The sequence below is a fragment of the Nocardia alba NBRC 108234 genome, from assembly GCF_001612665.1.
Classification (GTDB): Bacteria; Actinomycetota; Actinomycetes; order Mycobacteriales; family Mycobacteriaceae; genus Nocardia; species Nocardia alba.
The window spans coordinates 25373-41940 of sequence record NZ_BDAX01000005.1 but is presented as its reverse complement, the minus strand read 5'-3'; the positions used below and the strand labels follow the sequence as shown (position 1 = coordinate 41940).

Here is a 16568-nt window from a genome sequence, read left to right as displayed (position 1 = left end):
ATCGACGGGACACAAGGGGCCGCGAACTCGAGCGCGCCAGCGCTCCTAAGACACCGTGATGGATCCGCGCATGTCCGGGTGCAGGGTGCACAGGTACCGGAAGGTGCCGGGTTGGGTGAAGGTGTAGGACCATTCGCCCTTGTCGATGATCGGGCTGTTGAGACCCATCGCCTTGTCGCCGATGCCCTGCACGTTGTGCGGGACCTTGTCGGAGAACTTCCAGGTCACCGTCTCGCCGACCTTGATGGTGGCGTCGGCGGGGGAGTATTTCATGTTGCCGACCTCGATCGTGAGATTGGTCGGCGGGTGCTGTTGGGCGGTCGTGGTGTTGACCGGGCGTGGTGTGCGGGTTGTGGTGGTGGCGGCGTTTCCCGAGTCGCCGGAACAGCCGGCGACGAGCAAAGTGGCGGCCACGACCGATCCGGCGACAAACCGGGCGGATGCGGCGCGGTGACGAACCATCGACATGGGTGTGGAGCGTAGTCTGCGAGCGACCCCGGGCCGGTCGGCGGCCCGTTTCGGGCGGCTGGGAGGCGACTATGTCGGATCGGCGTGGCTATTACACCGTCGACGAGGTGCGGGCGGCGGAAGCCGAGCTGTTCACGCGAGTGCCCGCGGGTGTGCCGATGCGGCGGGCGGCTTTCGGTCTGGCGGGGGTGGTTGTCGACGAATTGCGGTCGCTGACCGGGGGGGTGGTCGGGCGGACCGTCGGTTTGCTGGTGGGGTCGGGGGACAACGGTGGGGATGCGTTGTGGGCGGGGGTGTTCTTGCGGCGTCGTGGGGTTCGGGTGTCGGCTGTTCTGCTGAATCCCGAACGGGCGCATCGGGAAGGGCTCGCGGCCTTGCGGGCGGCTGGTGGGCGGGTGGTGGATCGGCTCGATGCCGTAGATCTGGTGATCGATGGGATCGTGGGCATTTCCGGTCGTGGTCCGTTGCGGCCTCCGGCGGCGGAAATGGTTGCTGCTCTGGATGTTCCGATCGTTTCGGCTGATCTGCCCAGTGGGGTCGATCCGGAGACCGGGGCGGTGGATGGGCCCGCGGTGACGGCGGATGTGACGGTGGCGTTCGGTGCCTATAAACCGGTGCACGCGTTGGCCGCGCCCCGGTGTGGGCGAATTGTGTTGGTGCCGATCGGTTTACAGCTTCCGGATGCCGGGCTGGTGCAGCTCGATCCGGGGGCGGTGGGGGACGGGTGGCCGGTGCCGGGGCCCACCGACGACAAATACAGCCAGGGGGTGACGGGGGTGTGCGCGGGGAGTGCGAAGTATCCGGGGGCGGGGGTGCTGTGCACGGGGGCCGCGGTGGCGGCTACGTCGGGGATGGTTCGGTATGTGGGGTCCGATGCCGAGGTGTTGGAGAAGTTTCCCGAAGTTGTCGCCAGTTCTACGATTTCGGAGACCGGGAGGGTGCAGGCCTGGGTGTTCGGGCCGGGGGGAGGTACCGACTCGGGGGCTCGGGATCGGTTGGCCGAGGTATTGGGTACTGATCTGCCGGTGTTGGTTGACGCGGACGGGTTGACGATTCTGGCCGAGGAACCGGGGCTGGTTCGGGGGCGTTCGGCGGTGACGGTCCTGACCCCGCATGCGGGTGAATTCGCCCGGCTGACGGGGAGTGCGGTGGGTTCGGATCGGGTGGGCGCGGTGCGGAGGTTGGCGCGCGAGTGGGAGGTGACGGTGCTGCTCAAGGGGCGGGCGACCGTCGTCGCCTCGCCGGGGCAGGCGACGCTGGTCAATGACGCGGGTGGCGATTGGGCTGCTACGCCGGGGTCGGGGGACGTGCTTTCGGGAATCATCGGGGCGTTGCTCGCCGCGGGGCGTGAGGCGGGGTGGGCCGCTGCCGCGGGGGCTCGGGTCCATGCTCTGGCGGCGAATCTGGCTGCCCACGGGGGGCGGGAGGTGGGGGCGCCTATTTCCGCTACACCGTTGTTAGGGCACGTTCGGGCGGCGGTGCGGGTTCTGCGGGAGGTCGGCCGGGGCGAGGGTTGGTAGTCCATGGGTGGGCGCCGGGTGCCGACCGCCGTCCTACCGGACCACCCGCTGAATATTCGGTGAGGCGGCCCTGCCACGATCGGGGGGTGAATGCGCAAGTGGAGACGGTCGTCGACTTGGATGCCATTGCTCACAACGTGCGGGTGTTGCGCGAGTACGCGCAGGGGGCTGCTGTGATGGCGGTGGTCAAGGCCGATGGGTACAACCACGGTGCCGTGGAGGTGGCTCGGGCCGCGCTGGGGGCGGGGGCTCGGGAGCTGGGGGTGACCACGGTGCGGGAGGGGTTGGCCTTGCGGGCGGCGGGGATCACGGCGCCTGTGCTCTGCTGGCTCAATACTGTCGACGCTGATTACGCGGGTGCGGTGGCGGGCGACCTCGAGATCGGGGTGTCCTCGCTGGCGCAGTTGCGGGCGGTGGAGCGGGCCGCGGTGGCGGCGGGACGGACCGCGACGGTCACGCTGAAGGTGGATACGGGGCTCAATCGCAACGGGGTGTCGGTGACCGAGTATCCGCAGGTCCTGCGGGCGTTACGAGGCCTGGTCGACGGACAGGTACTGCGTTTCCGTGCGATCTTCTCCCATCTCGCGCACGCCGACGAGCCGGGGCATCCGATGGTGGATCGACAGCGGGATCGGTTCATCGAGGCGATCGCGCTGGCGAAGGAACATGGGCTGGAACCCGAACTCGTTCACCTGTCGAATTCGGCGGCCACGTTGACCCGGCCCGATCTGCGATTCGACATGGTTCGGCCGGGTATCTCGGTCTATGGGCTCTCACCCATTCCGGAGCTCGGACAATTCGGTCTGAAGCCCGCGATGACATTCCAGGCGGAGGTCGCGTTGGTGAAGCAGGTGTCGGCGGGGGAGGGCGTGTCGTACGGACATCGGTGGATCGCACCGCGCGACACCACGGTCGCCCTGGTGCCCGCGGGCTATGCCGACGGTGTATTCCGGTCGCTCAGTGGACGTTTCGAGGTGTGGTTGGGCGGAGCGCGACACCGTAATGTCGGACGGGTGTGTATGGACCAGTTCATGGTTGACCTCGGCGACAACGCGGGCGGGGTGCGGGAGGGCGACCGCGCGGTGCTGTTCGGCGGTGGCGCGGGACAACCACACGCGCTCGACTGGGCGCGGGCGCTGGACACGATCGACTACGAGGTCGTCTGCGCGCCGCGCGGACGCGTGGTCCGCCGCTACGTGGGCACCGGCCGATGACCCGACGTACGGTGATCCGCCGCGGCGGCCTGGCGACGGCGGGTTTGCTCGCCGGCCTCGCCATCGCCCACACCCTGCGCCAGATCGGCGCGCGGGTGATGTGGCCTGCCGAACGTGACGAGTACCGCGAGGAGAACTTCGCGCTGATCGACGAGGACGAACCGGGCATGGTGCTCGCCGACGACGGCGTGTCGCTGGCCACCCGCACTTTCGGCGACGACTCCGCCGAGTTCACGGTCGTGTTCGTGCACGGATTCTGCAACAGCATGGAGTCCTTCCACTTCCAGCGTCGCGATCTCGCGCGGCAGTGGGGGTCGAGGATACGGATGGTGTTCTTCGATCTGCGCGGACACGGACGGTCCGGTGCGCCGAGTACCGACAGCTGCACGGTCGCCCAGCTCGGCCGCGACCTCGCCACGGTGATCCGGGAGTGCGCGCCGAACGGTCCGGTGGTCCTGGTCGGGCATTCACTCGGCGGGATGGCGGTGCTCGCGGCGGCCGCGCAGTTCCCCGAACTGTTCGCGACGCGGGTGCGCGCGGTCGGGCTGCTGAGCACCGCCGCCGCGGAGGTGACCGCGACCGGGATCTCGCAGTTGATCCGGCATCCAGCGGTCGACGGCTTCCGATTGGCGGTGCGGGCGGCGCCGACCCTGGTGCAGTTCAGCCGCAGCGCGAGCAAGCAGGTGGTGACGCCGATCCTGCACGTGAGCTCGTTCCACGGCGCGGTGAGCCCGACCCTGTCGCGGTTCACCACGATGATGATCGACCGCACGCCCGTCGGCACCATCGAGAAATTCCTGAAAGCGATTGAGCTGCACGATGAATCAGCCGCCGTGCCCGTCCTGAGCGAGCTGCCGGTACTGATCCTCGGCGGTGCGCACGACATGGTGATCCCGTTCCGCAACTCCCACGAATTGGCGGCGGAGCTCCCAGGCAGTGAACTGGTCCGGGTGCGGGCGGCGGCGCACATGCCGCACCTGCAGTTCCCCGAGGTGAGTGCGGCCGCGCTCGACCGGCTGCTGGCACGCGCGGGAATCATCGACAGCCCCGGCGAGGAGGCAGTCGGTGGCTGACCCGCACAAGCGCGTGCTCGACACCGTCGAGGACACCGAAGCGTTCGGTCGCGAACTGGCGGCCACCCTGCGACCGGGTGACCTGGTGGTGCTCGACGGCCCACTTGGCGCCGGAAAAACCGCACTGACCCGGGGTATCGCCGCCGGACTCGGGGTCGCGGGCCGGGTCAGCTCGCCGACGTTCATCATCGCCAGAGCACACAAGGCCGGCGTGCGCCGGGACGGCACGCCCGGGGTGGCGATGGTGCACGTCGATGCCTATCGACTCGCGGGCGACCTCGATGAACTGGACTCGCTCGACCTCGACACCGACCTGCACCACGCGGTCGTCGTCGTGGAATGGGGCAGGGGGGTGGTCGAGCACCTCGCCGACCGGCACCTGCGAGTTCAACTCGCCCGGGAACCGGAATCCGATGTGCGCACGGCGATCTGGGAATGGATCGAATAACGCGCGATCACCCGCGCACCGGTGCGCGCCGAGCGCCGAAACCACCCGGTATTGTTGAGACAATCATGCTCGTACTAGCAGTCGACACCGCGACACCCGCCGTTACAGCGGGATTGGTGCACCTGTCACCTGCCGGTGAATCCGGCACCCGGCCCGCCGTGGCGACGCTCGCTGCCCGCGTGAAGGTCGACGCCCGCGCGCACGCCGAGGTCCTCACCCCGCAGATCCTGGAGTGCCTGGCCGAGGCCGGGGTGGGCCGCGACGAGCTGGACGCGGTCGTCGTCGGGCTCGGCCCGGGTCCGTTCACCGGGCTACGCGTCGGCATGGCCACCGCGGCCGCGTTCGGTGACGCGCTCGGACTGCCCGTGTACGGGGTGTGCAGTCTCGACGCGATCGCCGCCGACACCATCGGGGAGAAACGTGATCCCGGCGAGCTGCTGGTGGTCACCGACGCGCGCAGACGTGAGGTGTACTGGGCCAAGTATCTGAATGGGGCCCGGGTCGCCGGTCCCGAGGTGAACAAAGCTGTCGATGTGCCGGTGGGCGAGGCCGCCGTGATCGCCGGGTCGGCCGCGCACGTGGACTTCTTCGATCTGCCGGTGCTGCCGAGCGAGACACCATCGCCCGCCGGGCTGGTCACCGTCGCGGCGTCGGCGCTGCTGTCCGGAGAGCCGCCGCAAGCGCTGGTGCCGTTGTATCTGCGCAGACCCGATGCGGTGGAGAACAGCTTCCGCACCCTCGACCGGACCGGGGCGTGAGTGCCGTGACCGAGTATCTGATCGCCCCCATGACGCTGCCCGATATCGACCGCTGTGTCGAACTCGAGCACCTGCTGTTCGCCGAGGACGACCCGTGGCAGGCGGTGTCGTTCCGGTCCGAGCTGGCCGGTGGGCACAACCGCTACATCACCGCCCGCACCGCCGACGGGGTGATGGTCGGCTACGCGGGCATCGCGCTGCTCGGCGACGACGCCCATCCCGAGGCCGAGGTGCATACGATCGGCGTCGACCCGCGGTGTCATCGGGGCGGCATCGGCACACTGCTGCTCGAAGCGCTGCTGGCCACGGCGGCCGTCCGCGGCGGGCCGGTGTTTCTCGAGGTGCGCACCGACAACGCTCCCGCTATCGCGATGTATGCCAAGCACGGGTTTCACATCATCGGGCTGCGCAAGAACTACTACCACCCCAGCGGCGCCGACGCGTACACGATGCGTCGTCCGGAACTGACCGTCGCGGCCGATGAATGGGCCGCGCGCGGTCGGCAGGACGAGGTGTTGTCGTGATCGTCATGGGAATCGAAAGCTCGTGCGACGAAACGGGAGTCGGCATCGTGCGCCGCCATTCCGATGGCTCCGTCGAACTGCTCGCCGACGAGGTGGCCTCGAGTGTGGACCAGCACGCGCGCTTCGGTGGCGTGGTACCCGAGATCGCCTCGCGCGCGCATCTGGAGGCGATCGTGCCCGCGATGCGGCGTGCGCTGGCCACCGCGGGCATCAGCAAGCCCGACGCGCTCGCTGTCACCATCGGGCCCGGACTGGCCGGTGCGCTGCTGGTGGGGGTGGCCGCGGCCAAGGCCTACGCGGCGGCGTGGGATGTGCCGTTCTACGCGCTCAACCACCTGGGTGGGCATGTGGCGGTGGATACGCTCGAACACGGGCCGATGCCGCCCGCGGTGGCGCTGCTCGTGTCCGGTGGGCATACGCATCTGTTGCAGGTGACGGATCTGGGTTCGCCGATCACCGAACTGGGCAGCACCGTCGACGATGCCGCGGGGGAGGCGTTCGACAAGGTCGCGCGGCTGCTCGGTCTCGGCTATCCCGGCGGGCCCGCCCTCGATGCCGCCGCCGCCTCGGGCGACGCGGCGGCGATCGCCTTTCCGCGTGGCATGACCGGACCGCGTGACGCGCGGTACGACTTCTCGTTCTCCGGTCTCAAGACCGCGGTGGCCCGCTATGTCGAGGCCGCGCAGCGTCAGGGCGTCACTGCCGACCAGTTGCCGATTTCCGATATCGCCGCGTCCTTCCAGGAGGCGGTCGCGGATGTGCTGACGATGAAGGCGGTTCGCGCCGCGACCGACATCGGTGTCGACACGATCGTGCTCGGGGGCGGCGCCACCGCCAACTCCCGCATCCGATCACTCGCCGAAGAGCGTTGTGCTGGAGCGGGTTTGACGCTGCGGGTGCCGAAGCCGCGGCTGTGCACGGACAACGGGGTGATGATCGCGGCGCTGGGTGCGCATGTGATCGCCGCGGGTGCGCAGCCCGCAGCACTGACTGTCGCCACGGATCCGGGGCTGCCGGTCTCGGTGAGTGCCCTGCGCGGCTAGCGTCCGGTTACCCGACGAACCCGCCACCGGTCGGTCCGGCGCGTTAACCGGTCAGCAGGGGGACCTCGGCTGTCGCGGCGGTGGACGGGATCGGAAGGGTGCTGTTGGCGGGTACTTGCGTCGGGAAGATGTTCGGGGTGGACGGGCGTTGTCCGCCGGAACCGCTGTCCAGTGTGTCGCCGAGGGGGGACTCGGGGTAGGGGATCTGCGGCAGGTTCGGGTCGGGGCGCAGTGTGGGGGCCGTGGCCGAGGCGGGCGCGGACGGGGCGGCGTTCGGGCCCGTAGACGGTGCGGGGACCTCGGTAGCGGGTGGGGCGACGGTGGCGCCGGTACGTTCGGTGCTCTCCCGACCGGCGGGGGCGGGTGCCGGGGACGACGCGGACGGTGCGGGGGACTGACGCACGGTGCTGCTCGTACCGGCGGGGGTGACATCGGGGGCGTCGGGCGAAATCGCTTGCACGCCGTAGCCGATCACCAGCCCGACCACCACCACCGCGCCGACGAGGGTGCCGACGACCTTGGCGAAGGTGCCGCTCGGTGCGTCGGTGTTCGCGCCGCCCGCGGGTCCGGTCGGTGCCGCGGCGTCGGCGACCAGCGCGGCGCCCTTGGCGATCACGGCCTCGGGATCGGGCACCGTGAGCACGGGGACTTCGAGGCGTTCGTGGAGAACATCGATGACAGCCGGGATGTTGGCGCAACCGCCGATCACGGCGACGGCGTCGGGGTATTTCGGCGCGCGGGTGAACACCGACGACGAGAACAGTGCGATATTGCGCAGCAGGCCGTCGATGAGTACCTCGAAATCGGGGCGGGTGAGCTCCAGTCCCTGTCCCGCGACATGGTCGATGGTGACCACGGGTGCCAGCGACAGGTGTTCCTTGGCGGCGCGGCCGCGGTTGGTCAGCGTGGTGCGGTTGGGCCGGGTGCCGCGGCGGGCGTAGTGCAGGTCGACCAGGTGGTGGTAGATCAGCTCGTCGATCGCGTTACCGCTGACCGTCGGCGTCCGTTCGGTGTGCAGCACCACGTTGTCGGTGAAATCGGCCACGGTGACGGTGAGGCCGGTCGCGCCGAGGTCGACCACGGCGACCGTGGGATAGCGGGCGAGCAGTCCGGTATGGCGCAGATAGGCGAGGGCGGCGGCCCCCTCGGTGACCAGGCGCAGATCGCGGTGGCGCGTGGTGGCGGCCCGAATGGCTTGCGCCTGTTCCTTGTTGCGGTAGGCGACGGCGACACTGGTCGGTGGACGCGACCGGGCCTGCTCGGCGTGACGGTGGCCGCCGGAATAGCGTTCGAGCGGATCGCCCGCCATCGCCGCTTGTGATGCAGGCAGCTGGGTGGTCATCAATTCGATCGAGGACGACACGAGATCGCCGAGATCGGAATGTGCCTCATCCGCGGAAACAACCCGGTAGTCGAAAGTCTGCTCGCCCGCGGGCCCCGTCGCGACCAGTGCCGAGCACACCACCTCGTTCCCGGCCGAGATGCCGAGGGATGTTCGCATGTTCACCTCCCTTCAAGCCGATGGTGCTCTCCGAGCGGATGGCGCCTTCCTGTGCTATGTCACAGCCTGTTATGCGAACGTTACAGATTGTGGCAGGCGATGTGAAGATCACTGGCGAGTGTGGGCGTGTCGAAAAACGCGATATCGGCAGAACCCGACCTTGAGTGCTGGCACTCTCGCGTATAGAGTGCTAGTCGGCACCTGAGTAGCTGTACCTGTGCCGAGTCGACTACTGGGCTACGGTCCCGGCACCCGCGACGACGGGGCTGTGCGCAGAGTCGCGAGCTGACCGAAACCCGGTCCGGGACACCAGTTCCGGACGACCGAATTTCCCCTGAAAGTGGAGGGCTCAACGTGGCGAGCGTGAACATCAAGCCGCTCGAGGACAAGATCCTCGTCCAGGCCAACGAGGCCGAGACGACGACGGCCTCCGGCCTGGTCATCCCGGACACGGCCAAGGAGAAGCCGCAGGAGGGCACCGTCATTGCCGTCGGAGCGGGCCGCGTCACCGATAAGGGTGACCGCATCCCGGTCGACGTCAAAGAAGGCGACGTCGTCATCTACAGCAAGTACGGCGGCACCGAGATCAAGTACCAGGGTGGGGAATACCTCATCCTCTCGGCGCGCGACATCCTGGCCGTCGTCACCAAGTAAGGCCGACGCCGCATCAGCGTTCCGCCCCGGCGTCTTCACAGGCCCGGGGCGGATTGCGTTGCCCAGCGCCTTCGGCGTATCGGCCGGCAAGTGGGATCGAGCGCAGCGTCGAGTTGTGCGCGACATGACTAAGGATTGGAACTTATGCCCAAGCAGATCGAGTTCGACGAAAAGGCTCGCCGGGCTCTGGAACGCGGTGTCGACAAGCTGGCCGACGCCGTCAAGGTGACCCTCGGCCCCCGTGGCCGGCATGTGGTGCTGGCCAAGGCTTTCGGTGGCCCGACCGTCACCAACGACGGTGTCACCATCGCGCGTGAGATCGACCTCGAGGACCCCTTCGAGAACCTCGGCGCACAGCTCGTCAAGAGCGTCGCCACCAAGACCAACGACGTCGCGGGTGACGGCACCACCACCGCCACCGTGCTGGCCCAGGCGTTCGTGCGCGGCGGCCTGAAGAACGTCGCCGCGGGCGCCAACCCGATCACCCTCGGCCAGGGCATCGCCGCTGCCGCCGAGAAGGTGTCGGAGGTGCTGCTCGCGCTGGCCACCCCGGTCTCCGGGGAGACGGCCATCGCCCAGGTCGCCACCGTTTCCTCGCGTGACCCCGAAATCGGCGAGATGGTCGGCAAGGCGCTCACCACGGTCGGCAAGGACGGCGTCGTGACGGTCGAGGAGTCCTCGACCACGAACACCGAACTCGTCATCACCGAGGGCGTGCAGTTCGACAAGGGCTACCTCTCGCCCTACTTCCAGACCGACCCCGAGACCCAGCAGGCCGTGCTCGAGGATGCCTACATCCTGCTGCACCGGGACAAGATCAGCTCGCTGCCCGATCTGCTGCCGCTGCTCGAGAAGATCGCCGAGTCCGGCAAGGCCGTGCTGATCGTGGCCGAGGACGTCGACGGCGAAGCGCTGTCGACCCTGGTGGTCAACTCGATCCGCAAGACCATCAAGGCCGTCGCCGTCAAGGCGCCGTTCTTCGGTGACCGTCGCAAGGCGTTCCTCGACGACTTGGCCGTCGTCACCGGTGGCACCGTGATCAACCCCGATCTCGGCGTCACCCTGCGCGAGGCCACCATCGAGCAGCTGGGTCAGGCGCGTCGCGTCGTCGTCACCAAGGACGAGACCGTGCTGATCGACGGTGCGGGCACCGACGAGGACATCAAGGGCCGCAGCGCGCAGCTGCGTCGCGAGATCGAGGCCTCGGACTCCGACTGGGATCGCGAGAAGCTCGAAGAGCGTCTGGCGAAGCTGGCCGGTGGCGTCGCGGTAATCAAGGTCGGCGCTGCCACCGAGACCGCGCTCAAGGAGCGCAAGTACCGCGTCGACGACGCGGTCGCCGCCGCCAAGGCCGCGGTCGAGGAGGGCATCGTCCCCGGTGGTGGTTCGGCGCTCGTGATCGCCGCCGCCGCGCTGGGCGAGCTGCGTGACTCGTTCACCGGTGACAAGGCCGTCGGTGTCGAGGTGGTCCGCAAGGGCCTCCAGGCGCCGCTGTTCTGGATCGCCGCCAACGCCGGTCTCGATGGCGCGGTTGTCGTCGCCAAGGTCTCCGAGGGCAAGGAAGGCTTCAACGCCGCCACCCTGACCTACGGCGACCTGCTCGCCGACGGTGTCGTCGATCCGGTCAAGGTGACCCGCTCCGCCGTGGTGAACGCCGCCTCGGTCGCGCGGATGATCCTGACCACCGAGAGCGCCATCGTGGAGAAGCCGGTCGAGGCCGAAGACGACCACGGCCACCACGGTCACGCGCACTGATCAGATAAACGGGAGGCCCGCTGCTGATCATTCGATCGGCGGCGGGCCCTTCTTTGTTCGGGTAGTCCCGGGCTGTATACGCTGTGTTTTTGGAGCGCTGGCGCGCTCGAGTCGCGGCCCCTGGGGGCCGCCGGTTAGCCGCCGGGGCTTGCTCCTTCGTCGCGTACGCCCCCGGCGGCTAACCGGCGGCCCGGCCGCGACCGGCCACTTTGTGGCCGCTGCTCCCTAGGGGTCGCAGGTCGCAGGTGGTGGGTGGGAGTGCGGTCATGGCGGGTCTTGGGTTGGGCGGTGGGGGTTAGCTGACTACTGGGGGATCTTCGGCAGCGAGCGCGGCCAGTAAACGGGCGCGCAGGGACGGCGGCGGTGGGAGGGGGGTTGCGGACGCGAGATGGGCTAGAGCTTCGCGGGTTTCGCGAACCTCTCGCAGGAACTGCGTACACAGGGTGGGGTCTTCGGTATCGATGATGGTCTGGATCGCGTGATGGTCTTCGTCGTCGATCAATCCGAGCGCGACGGTGTGCGCGAGATCGATCTGGGCTTCGTTCATCTCACGTCACCCCCAAACTTTTCTTCAGTCGTGTCAATCCGTCCCGAATTCGGGACTTAACGGTCGGTAACCCGATGCCGAGGTATTGCGCTACCTCCGCGTAGGTCCGCCCGCCGTAGTAGGCGAGCGAGATCGCCTCGCGTTGGGTCTCGGTGAGGGTCGAGAGCCCGCGCTGGACGGCCTGTTGTTCCAGTCTGCGTTCCACCTCCTCGGTGACCTCGTCGAATTCGTGACCGAGCACCCGGATCCCGTACGCGACCTCGCGCTGGGTGTGGGCTTGCTCGGCGCGAACCCGGTCGACCGCGCGCCGGTGTGCCAACGTCATCAGCCAGGTCACCGCAGACCCCTTGGCGGGGTCGAAACTCGTGGCGGTACGCCAGATCTGGAGATAGACCTCCTGCGTGGTCTCCTCCGCGTACCCGGGGTCGTGAAGTACCCGTAGGACCAGGCCGAAAACCCGCGCGGATGTTCGGTCGTACAGCTCGGCGAAGGCCTGCTGGTCGGACAGGCCGCATCGTTGCAACAGTGCGGCTAGCTCGACTCCTTCGGCCGCCCGTGCGGTAACCGCAGAATCCACGATCGGTGGAAAGGCTTCGCTTCGGAACCCATTCTGTGTCATCGGTCACGAATGTAGCCCGAGGCTATGACCTTCCCACGACCGGGGTGTCTTTATTCGGGTGCCAGTTGTTTGCTAGAGATTCGGCGCGCCACGGCCAGCGGATTGGAAAAGATTTGCCAACCCGCCAAGACAGGTCAGCGGACCTCAGACGGTCATCCGGCGTCGGTTGCGGCGGGCGTGCATCTCGCGCTCGGTCTCGGACATGCCGCCCCAGATGCCGTAGGGCTCGCTGACCTTGAGGGCGTGGGTACGGCACTGCATCAGCACGGGGCAGGCCCGGCAGATCTCCTTGGCGCGCATTTCGCGCGCGGTGCGGGCGCGGCCGCGTTCGCCGTCGGGATGGAAGAAGACCGCGGAGTCCTGGCCGCGGCACGAGCCGCGCATTTGCCAATCCCAGACATCGGCGTTCGGTCCGGGGAGGTGGGTGGGCATGGGCATGTGAACTCCTTGTGGCGCGAGCTCGTCGGCGTTGTCGAGCGAGTGGTGCGGCAGGTCTTCGCGCCACCCGGAAAGGGTGGCCGGCTCGACGGTGCCTGACGGTGCCGCTCGGCGGTCGCTGCGATTTCGCGCGGCGCCAACCGTGGCGATGAGCTACGTTAGGTGCAGGCGGGAAATTCCGTCAATAGTTCGGCGCATGAGTTCAGTAAATCTGCAACGCCGAAATTTAACCTACTCACTATTTACATTTCACACCCGATCCCGCCATACTGTTCGGTTGGCTATGGATCGGGTGTCTTCGCGTTTTCGGGACAGTGCCGATTTTCCCAGGTCGCGCCGGTCGGGGCCCGGTTCGGGCCGGTGGCGCCCACGGCGGGTAGGTGTGCTGGATCACAATGGCCGTTGCGGGCGAACTGGCCGGAGATGGCGATAACGGGGCGCGAAGGTTAATTGCGAGAAACGCATGTGAATTCGCACCGGCGTCGGCGAGCTGAGATTTACCTGATGGCAACATCGACACCCACGATAAATGCTGACTGTTTGCTGAATGCTGACCGTGGATCCATAACATGGGAACCGGCTCCGACCGGCGGCGGCTAGAGTCTCGCCGTGCAGACAACGGCCTTACCCGCGGATATCGGTTCCGAAATACTCGTTTCGACTGCCTTCGGTCCCACCCCGGGCCTGGCCGCTACGGAGTTGCCGGAGCCCGCTGACCCGTTGTCGCGGTGGTACCGCGCGGTCGCCCTCGGTGGGCAGGGCCGCTACGCCGCCGCCCGTGCTGACCTGCTGATATCGGCGCGTACCGCGACCGAGCCCGGCCTGCGATCGCTCGTCGAGAGCACCCGGGGCTCGTTGCTGCGCCAGCTCGGCGATCACGCGGGCGCGGCCGCGTTCGACGGTCGCGCCGCGGCGATCGCGTTCGGTGCCACGGGCGCGGCCCGCGCCGAGGCGCTCGCCGACGCGTATACGGGGCTGGCAGCCGATGCCCTCGGCACCGGCAGACTCGCGCTGGCCCGCACACTGCTCGGCCGCGTCCGGCCACTACTCGCCGACGCGCCCCCGCGCGCCGAGGTGCGCTGGCACTGGGTGTGTGCCGAGACCGCGCTCGCCGGGGGTGAGGCGGACCGGGCGCTGCCTGACGCGCTCGCCGCGGCCGCGCTCGCCGCGGCCCTTCCATCGGTGCGTCACCAGGTGAAGTCGGCGCTGCTCGTCGCGGCCGCGACCGCCGCGACCGGCGACCTCGCCGAGTCGGCGAAACTGGCCGAGCGGGTCGACGCGGACTGCCGCGAAAACGGCCTTCTCCCACTGCGCTGGGCCACCGCGATGCTGCGCTCGGGGGTCGCCGAACCGGCCCGAGCGCGCGCCGCGGCGGGCGAAGCCGCTGATCATGCGACCCGTCTACGGGCCTGGGGTGGAGACATCGCCCCGCTGGGTGCCTGATTCGTTGCGGATGATCTTTCTGAGAGCTCGGTTAGAAGCGGCCATGCCCGCTGGCGGCCGATCCGGGGGTCGCTATTGTTAGTCGCGTTCCGCCCTTCGGTGGAAGCTCGGTCACATTCGACCGCGCCACTCGTAACGCCAGGAAAATCTCTGACGATGACGCATATGGGCGAAGAGTTGGACCTCGCCGTCGCTGCGGCTGCGCAGGGCGACAGGACCGCTTTAGCTCGGGTATTGGAACTGGTCCGTCCCTTGGTAGTTCGCTACTGCAGGGCCCGGATCGGAGCCGCGGAGCGCGGACAGCTCTCCGCGGACGATGTTGCGCAAGAGGTCTGTCTGGCTGTGATGACCGCCCTGCCCCGCTATCAGGATCAGGGTCGGCCCTTCATGGCCTTCGTGTACGGAATCGCTTCGCACAAGGTCGCCGACGCCCATCGCAACGCCGCCCGTAACAAGGCGGAGGCGATGGCCGAAGTACCAGATGTCATATCCACCGACCACGGGCCGGAACAGCGGGCTCTCGACTCGGAGACGAGCAGGCAGATGAACACTCTGCTGGCAACGCTCCCCGAGAAGCATCGAGAGATCCTGATCCTGCGCTTGGTCATGGGTCTGTCAGCAGAGGAAACCGCAGTCGCCGTGGGCAGCACGGCGGGGGCGATACGGGTGGCCCAGCACAGGGCACTCGCGAAACTGAAGTCACAAGTGGCGAGGGCAGGTGAAATGTATGGCTAGGGATGGCGAGCGCGGTCTAGGCGACCGGAAAGTTTGGCAGCGCGGATCGCAAAACAGCGGTCCCTACGCCGCCGAGGACGCCGGTGACTCCGGGCCGGTCGACATCGCGGCGGTGCGCAGCGATGACGCGCTGATCGACGCGATCGCGAGCGACGGTCCGGTGCGGACCGACAGCCCCGAGGAGTTCCAGCTCGCGTCGCTACTCGCGGATTGGCGGGCCGATCTACTGGCCGAGCCGATGCCCGCGGGCCCTGATCTCGATACCGTGTTCGCGGCCGTCAATCAGGAGATCGGCGCGCGGCAGGTCCGAGTCGGAGCCTCCTCTCGAGGACGACTGCGTCTGGTCCGCCCGATCTTCGGTGCGGCAGCGGCATTGGCGCTGGTGTTCGGTGGCATCACGGCTTTCGCCTACAGCGCGGCACCCGGCGATCCGCTGTGGCGGGTCAAGGAGGTCGTGTTCAGCGAGCAGGCCCAGTCGACCGTCGTGCAGTACGCCGACGAAGATCTGCTGGCCGCGCAGAACCTGCTCAAGTCGGGCAATCCGGAGCAGGCGAAGGCCAGGCTGGAGCAGGCTTCGGCCAATGCGGGCCAGGTCGACGACCCGGCCAAGCGGGAGGACCTGATCGCGCGCTGGAACCTGCTGCGTGATCAGCTGGTCAAGGACGCACCGGAGATCGGCGCGAAACTGCCGCCGGTCACTTCCGTGCCGACCAAGCCGACCTCGGCCGTGCAGGCCCCGCCGACAACGAACCCGGGCGGCACCGCGCCGGTGGCACCGCCCGGTCCCGGATCGGGAACCGCGGATCCGGCGACCCCGCCGCCACCCGGCCCGCAGACGCCCGGCCCGCAGACGCCGGGCCCGGAGACCAAGCCGCTGGTTCCGGTGGAGCCGACGCAGCCGCCGGTCGAGCCGACCAAGCCGCCGGTCGAACCCACGAAGCCGCCGGTGGAGCCGACCAAGCCACCGGTGGAGCCGACGACGGCGCCGACCACCATCGTCGAACCGCCGACCATCCCCGTGCCGACGACCGTGGTACCGACGTCGGCGCCGCTACCGACCCTGCCCCCCACGCAGCAGCTGCCCGCGCCGGGGACGATCCAGGCACCGCCCGCGGTTCCCTCTTCGTAGCACTCCGGATCGAAAGACGAAGGCCCCGAACATGTTCGGGGCCTTCGTCTTTGTGTGCGGAAAGGTTTCCGGTGTGGGCCCGCGTATTCGCCCCACGCACGCGTGACCGAGCGTGGGGCGGACAGGCGCCGCGAGACTCAGCTGTGCCGAGTCACCGGAGAGCTCCCGTTGTCGAACCTCAGTTGTCGAACCCGTCGAAGCCGTCGCCGTGGAACGCCTCGTTCATCGACGCGTCCGCGTAGCCGCGGCAGTAATCCCACGTGACATAGGCCTCGGGGGTGGGGTCGTACGCGGGCTCGTGTGGCCGGACGGTGCCGTCGACCAGTAGCTGTAGGAGGTTCGCCCGGAGCATGTCCCAGTCGTGGTAGTGATCTTGCCGACAATCCTCACAGCTGACGACCAGGCCGCGGATGCCGCGGTGGGCCAGCAGGGCTTCGTATACGGCGAGGTCGGCGAGATCTTCCTCGACCGCGAGGCGCTCATGAGGATCCAGCGGCTCGCCGGGCTCGATCGCATCGAGCGCGGCAGACGGGTCGGAGGGGTCTCCGGCGAAGGGATCCGGCGGCAGGCCAGGTGGTAGATGGTCACGCACATCCCCACGGTACGCAGTACTTGGTACATCGCGCCAGCGATGCACCGGGCAAGTTTTGCGGAAGGGCTCACTTCACAGGCGTATCCGGGTGCCGGATACCATGGAAT

General features: G+C 68.4%; 18 protein-coding genes. 12 read left to right on the top strand and 6 right to left on the bottom strand.

What is annotated here, in order from left to right; genetic code table 11:
* Window positions 1–45: 45 nt before the first annotated feature.
* Complete coding sequence (locus NA12_RS08435; RefSeq protein WP_084472529.1) at window positions 46–468, bottom strand: cupredoxin domain-containing protein; 423 nt, start codon at window positions 466–468, stop codon at window positions 46–48.
* A 71-nt stretch (window positions 469–539) separates the two neighbouring features.
* On the opposite strand from NA12_RS08435, the gene NA12_RS08430 reads away from it, so the two are divergent.
* The 7 genes from NA12_RS08430 to tsaD all read left to right on the top strand — a co-directional run bounded on the left by NA12_RS08430 (window position 540) and on the right by tsaD (window position 7048).
* Window positions 540–1988, top strand: coding sequence for a bifunctional ADP-dependent NAD(P)H-hydrate dehydratase/NAD(P)H-hydrate epimerase (locus tag NA12_RS08430; RefSeq protein WP_067448082.1), 1449 nt, complete (start codon window positions 540–542; stop codon window positions 1986–1988).
* A gap of 59 nt (window positions 1989–2047) precedes the next feature.
* Complete coding sequence (gene alr / locus NA12_RS08425; RefSeq protein WP_067448080.1) at window positions 2048–3202, top strand: alanine racemase; 1155 nt, start codon at window positions 2048–2050, stop codon at window positions 3200–3202.
* On the top strand, window positions 3199–4275 hold the full coding sequence (locus NA12_RS08420) for an alpha/beta fold hydrolase (protein ID WP_067448078.1): 1077 nt from the start codon (window positions 3199–3201) through the stop codon (window positions 4273–4275). The genes alr and NA12_RS08420 overlap by 4 nt, the downstream gene beginning before the upstream one ends.
* Complete coding sequence (tsaE, locus tag NA12_RS08415; RefSeq protein ID WP_067448076.1) at window positions 4268–4723, top strand: tRNA (adenosine(37)-N6)-threonylcarbamoyltransferase complex ATPase subunit type 1 TsaE; 456 nt, start codon at window positions 4268–4270, stop codon at window positions 4721–4723. Before NA12_RS08420 ends, tsaE begins: the two co-directional genes overlap by 8 nt.
* A gap of 65 nt (window positions 4724–4788) precedes the next feature.
* Window positions 4789–5481 carry a tRNA (adenosine(37)-N6)-threonylcarbamoyltransferase complex dimerization subunit type 1 TsaB gene (gene tsaB / locus NA12_RS08410; protein WP_067448074.1) on the top strand — a complete coding sequence of 231 codons (693 nt, stop codon included), beginning with the start codon at window positions 4789–4791 and terminating at the stop codon, window positions 5479–5481.
* Window positions 5482–5510: 29 nt separating this feature from the next.
* Window positions 5511–6005, top strand: a complete 495-nt coding sequence (gene rimI / locus NA12_RS08405) for a ribosomal protein S18-alanine N-acetyltransferase (RefSeq protein ID WP_067448096.1) — start codon at window positions 5511–5513, stop codon at window positions 6003–6005.
* The gene (gene tsaD / locus NA12_RS08400; RefSeq protein ID WP_067448072.1) at window positions 6002–7048 is read left to right on the top strand and encodes a tRNA (adenosine(37)-N6)-threonylcarbamoyltransferase complex transferase subunit TsaD; all 1047 of its coding nucleotides are present in this window, start codon (window positions 6002–6004) and stop codon (window positions 7046–7048) included. The genes rimI and tsaD overlap by 4 nt, the downstream gene beginning before the upstream one ends.
* A gap of 43 nt (window positions 7049–7091) precedes the next feature.
* Here tsaD and NA12_RS08395 read toward each other — a convergent pair whose 3' ends face one another.
* On the bottom strand, window positions 7092–8549 hold the full coding sequence (locus tag NA12_RS08395; protein ID WP_067448094.1) for a DUF7159 family protein: 1458 nt from the start codon (window positions 8547–8549) through the stop codon (window positions 7092–7094).
* A 354-nt stretch (window positions 8550–8903) separates the two neighbouring features.
* On the opposite strand from NA12_RS08395, the gene groES reads away from it, so the two are divergent.
* Both groES and groL read left to right on the top strand, forming a co-directional pair.
* Entirely contained in the window at window positions 8904–9203 is a 300-nt protein-coding gene (gene groES / locus NA12_RS08390; protein WP_056818214.1) for a co-chaperone GroES, read from the top strand.
* Between the two features lie 144 nt (window positions 9204–9347).
* Window positions 9348–10958, top strand: a complete 1611-nt coding sequence (groL, locus tag NA12_RS08385; RefSeq protein ID WP_067448070.1) for a chaperonin GroEL — start codon at window positions 9348–9350, stop codon at window positions 10956–10958.
* Between the two features lie 295 nt (window positions 10959–11253).
* Here groL and NA12_RS08380 read toward each other — a convergent pair whose 3' ends face one another.
* The 3 genes from NA12_RS08380 to NA12_RS08370 form a co-directional block, all read right to left on the bottom strand.
* Window positions 11254–11505, bottom strand: a complete 252-nt coding sequence (locus NA12_RS08380; RefSeq protein ID WP_067448068.1) for an RskA family anti-sigma factor — start codon at window positions 11503–11505, stop codon at window positions 11254–11256.
* Window position 11506: 1 nt separating this feature from the next.
* Window positions 11507–12124 (bottom strand): sigma-70 family RNA polymerase sigma factor, encoded by a 618-nt coding sequence (locus tag NA12_RS08375; protein ID WP_371855981.1) that lies wholly within the window; start codon window positions 12122–12124, stop codon window positions 11507–11509.
* A 144-nt stretch (window positions 12125–12268) separates the two neighbouring features.
* The gene (locus NA12_RS08370; RefSeq protein ID WP_067448064.1) at window positions 12269–12562 is read right to left on the bottom strand and encodes a WhiB family transcriptional regulator; all 294 of its coding nucleotides are present in this window, start codon (window positions 12560–12562) and stop codon (window positions 12269–12271) included.
* A gap of 609 nt (window positions 12563–13171) precedes the next feature.
* On the opposite strand from NA12_RS08370, the gene NA12_RS08365 reads away from it, so the two are divergent.
* From NA12_RS08365 to NA12_RS34885, 3 genes are all read left to right on the top strand, one after another.
* On the top strand, window positions 13172–14005 hold the full coding sequence (locus tag NA12_RS08365) for a hypothetical protein (protein WP_067448062.1): 834 nt from the start codon (window positions 13172–13174) through the stop codon (window positions 14003–14005).
* Window positions 14006–14161: 156 nt separating this feature from the next.
* Window positions 14162–14740, top strand: coding sequence for a sigma-70 family RNA polymerase sigma factor (locus NA12_RS08360; protein ID WP_056818204.1), 579 nt, complete (start codon window positions 14162–14164; stop codon window positions 14738–14740).
* The gene (locus NA12_RS34885; RefSeq protein WP_067448060.1) at window positions 14733–15869 is read left to right on the top strand and encodes an anti-sigma-D factor RsdA; all 1137 of its coding nucleotides are present in this window, start codon (window positions 14733–14735) and stop codon (window positions 15867–15869) included. The genes NA12_RS08360 and NA12_RS34885 overlap by 8 nt, the downstream gene beginning before the upstream one ends.
* Window positions 15870–16047: 178 nt before the next feature.
* Here NA12_RS34885 and NA12_RS08350 read toward each other — a convergent pair whose 3' ends face one another.
* Window positions 16048–16461: a DUF5319 domain-containing protein gene (locus tag NA12_RS08350; RefSeq protein WP_022567296.1), complete on the bottom strand. Its 414-nt coding sequence runs from the start codon at window positions 16459–16461 to the stop codon at window positions 16048–16050.
* Window positions 16462–16568: the final 107 nt, after the last annotated feature.

Excerpts from the sequence above, each read along its gene's own strand:
- NA12_RS08435 (WP_084472529.1), bottom strand. The coding sequence starts at position 468 with ATGTCGATGGTTCGTCACCGCGCCGCATCCGCCCGGTTTGTCGCCGGA.
- NA12_RS08430 (WP_067448082.1), top strand. The coding sequence starts at position 540 with ATGTCGGATCGGCGTGGCTATTACACCGTCGACGAGGTGCGGGCGGCG.
- NA12_RS34885 (WP_067448060.1), top strand. The coding sequence starts at position 14,733 with ATGGCTAGGGATGGCGAGCGCGGTCTAGGCGACCGGAAAGTTTGGCAG.
- groL (WP_067448070.1), top strand. The coding sequence starts at position 9,348 with ATGCCCAAGCAGATCGAGTTCGACGAAAAGGCTCGCCGGGCTCTGGAA.
- tsaB (WP_067448074.1), top strand. The coding sequence starts at position 4,789 with ATGCTCGTACTAGCAGTCGACACCGCGACACCCGCCGTTACAGCGGGA.
- rimI (WP_067448096.1), top strand. The coding sequence starts at position 5,511 with ATGACGCTGCCCGATATCGACCGCTGTGTCGAACTCGAGCACCTGCTG.
- NA12_RS08375 (WP_371855981.1), bottom strand. The coding sequence starts at position 12,124 with ATGACACAGAATGGGTTCCGAAGCGAAGCCTTTCCACCGATCGTGGAT.
- NA12_RS08420 (WP_067448078.1), top strand. The coding sequence starts at position 3,199 with ATGACCCGACGTACGGTGATCCGCCGCGGCGGCCTGGCGACGGCGGGT.
- NA12_RS08380 (WP_067448068.1), bottom strand. The coding sequence starts at position 11,505 with ATGAACGAAGCCCAGATCGATCTCGCGCACACCGTCGCGCTCGGATTG.
- NA12_RS08370 (WP_067448064.1), bottom strand. The coding sequence starts at position 12,562 with ATGCCCATGCCCACCCACCTCCCCGGACCGAACGCCGATGTCTGGGAT.
- NA12_RS08395 (WP_067448094.1), bottom strand. The coding sequence starts at position 8,549 with ATGCGAACATCCCTCGGCATCTCGGCCGGGAACGAGGTGGTGTGCTCG.
- NA12_RS08360 (WP_056818204.1), top strand. The coding sequence starts at position 14,162 with ATGACGCATATGGGCGAAGAGTTGGACCTCGCCGTCGCTGCGGCTGCG.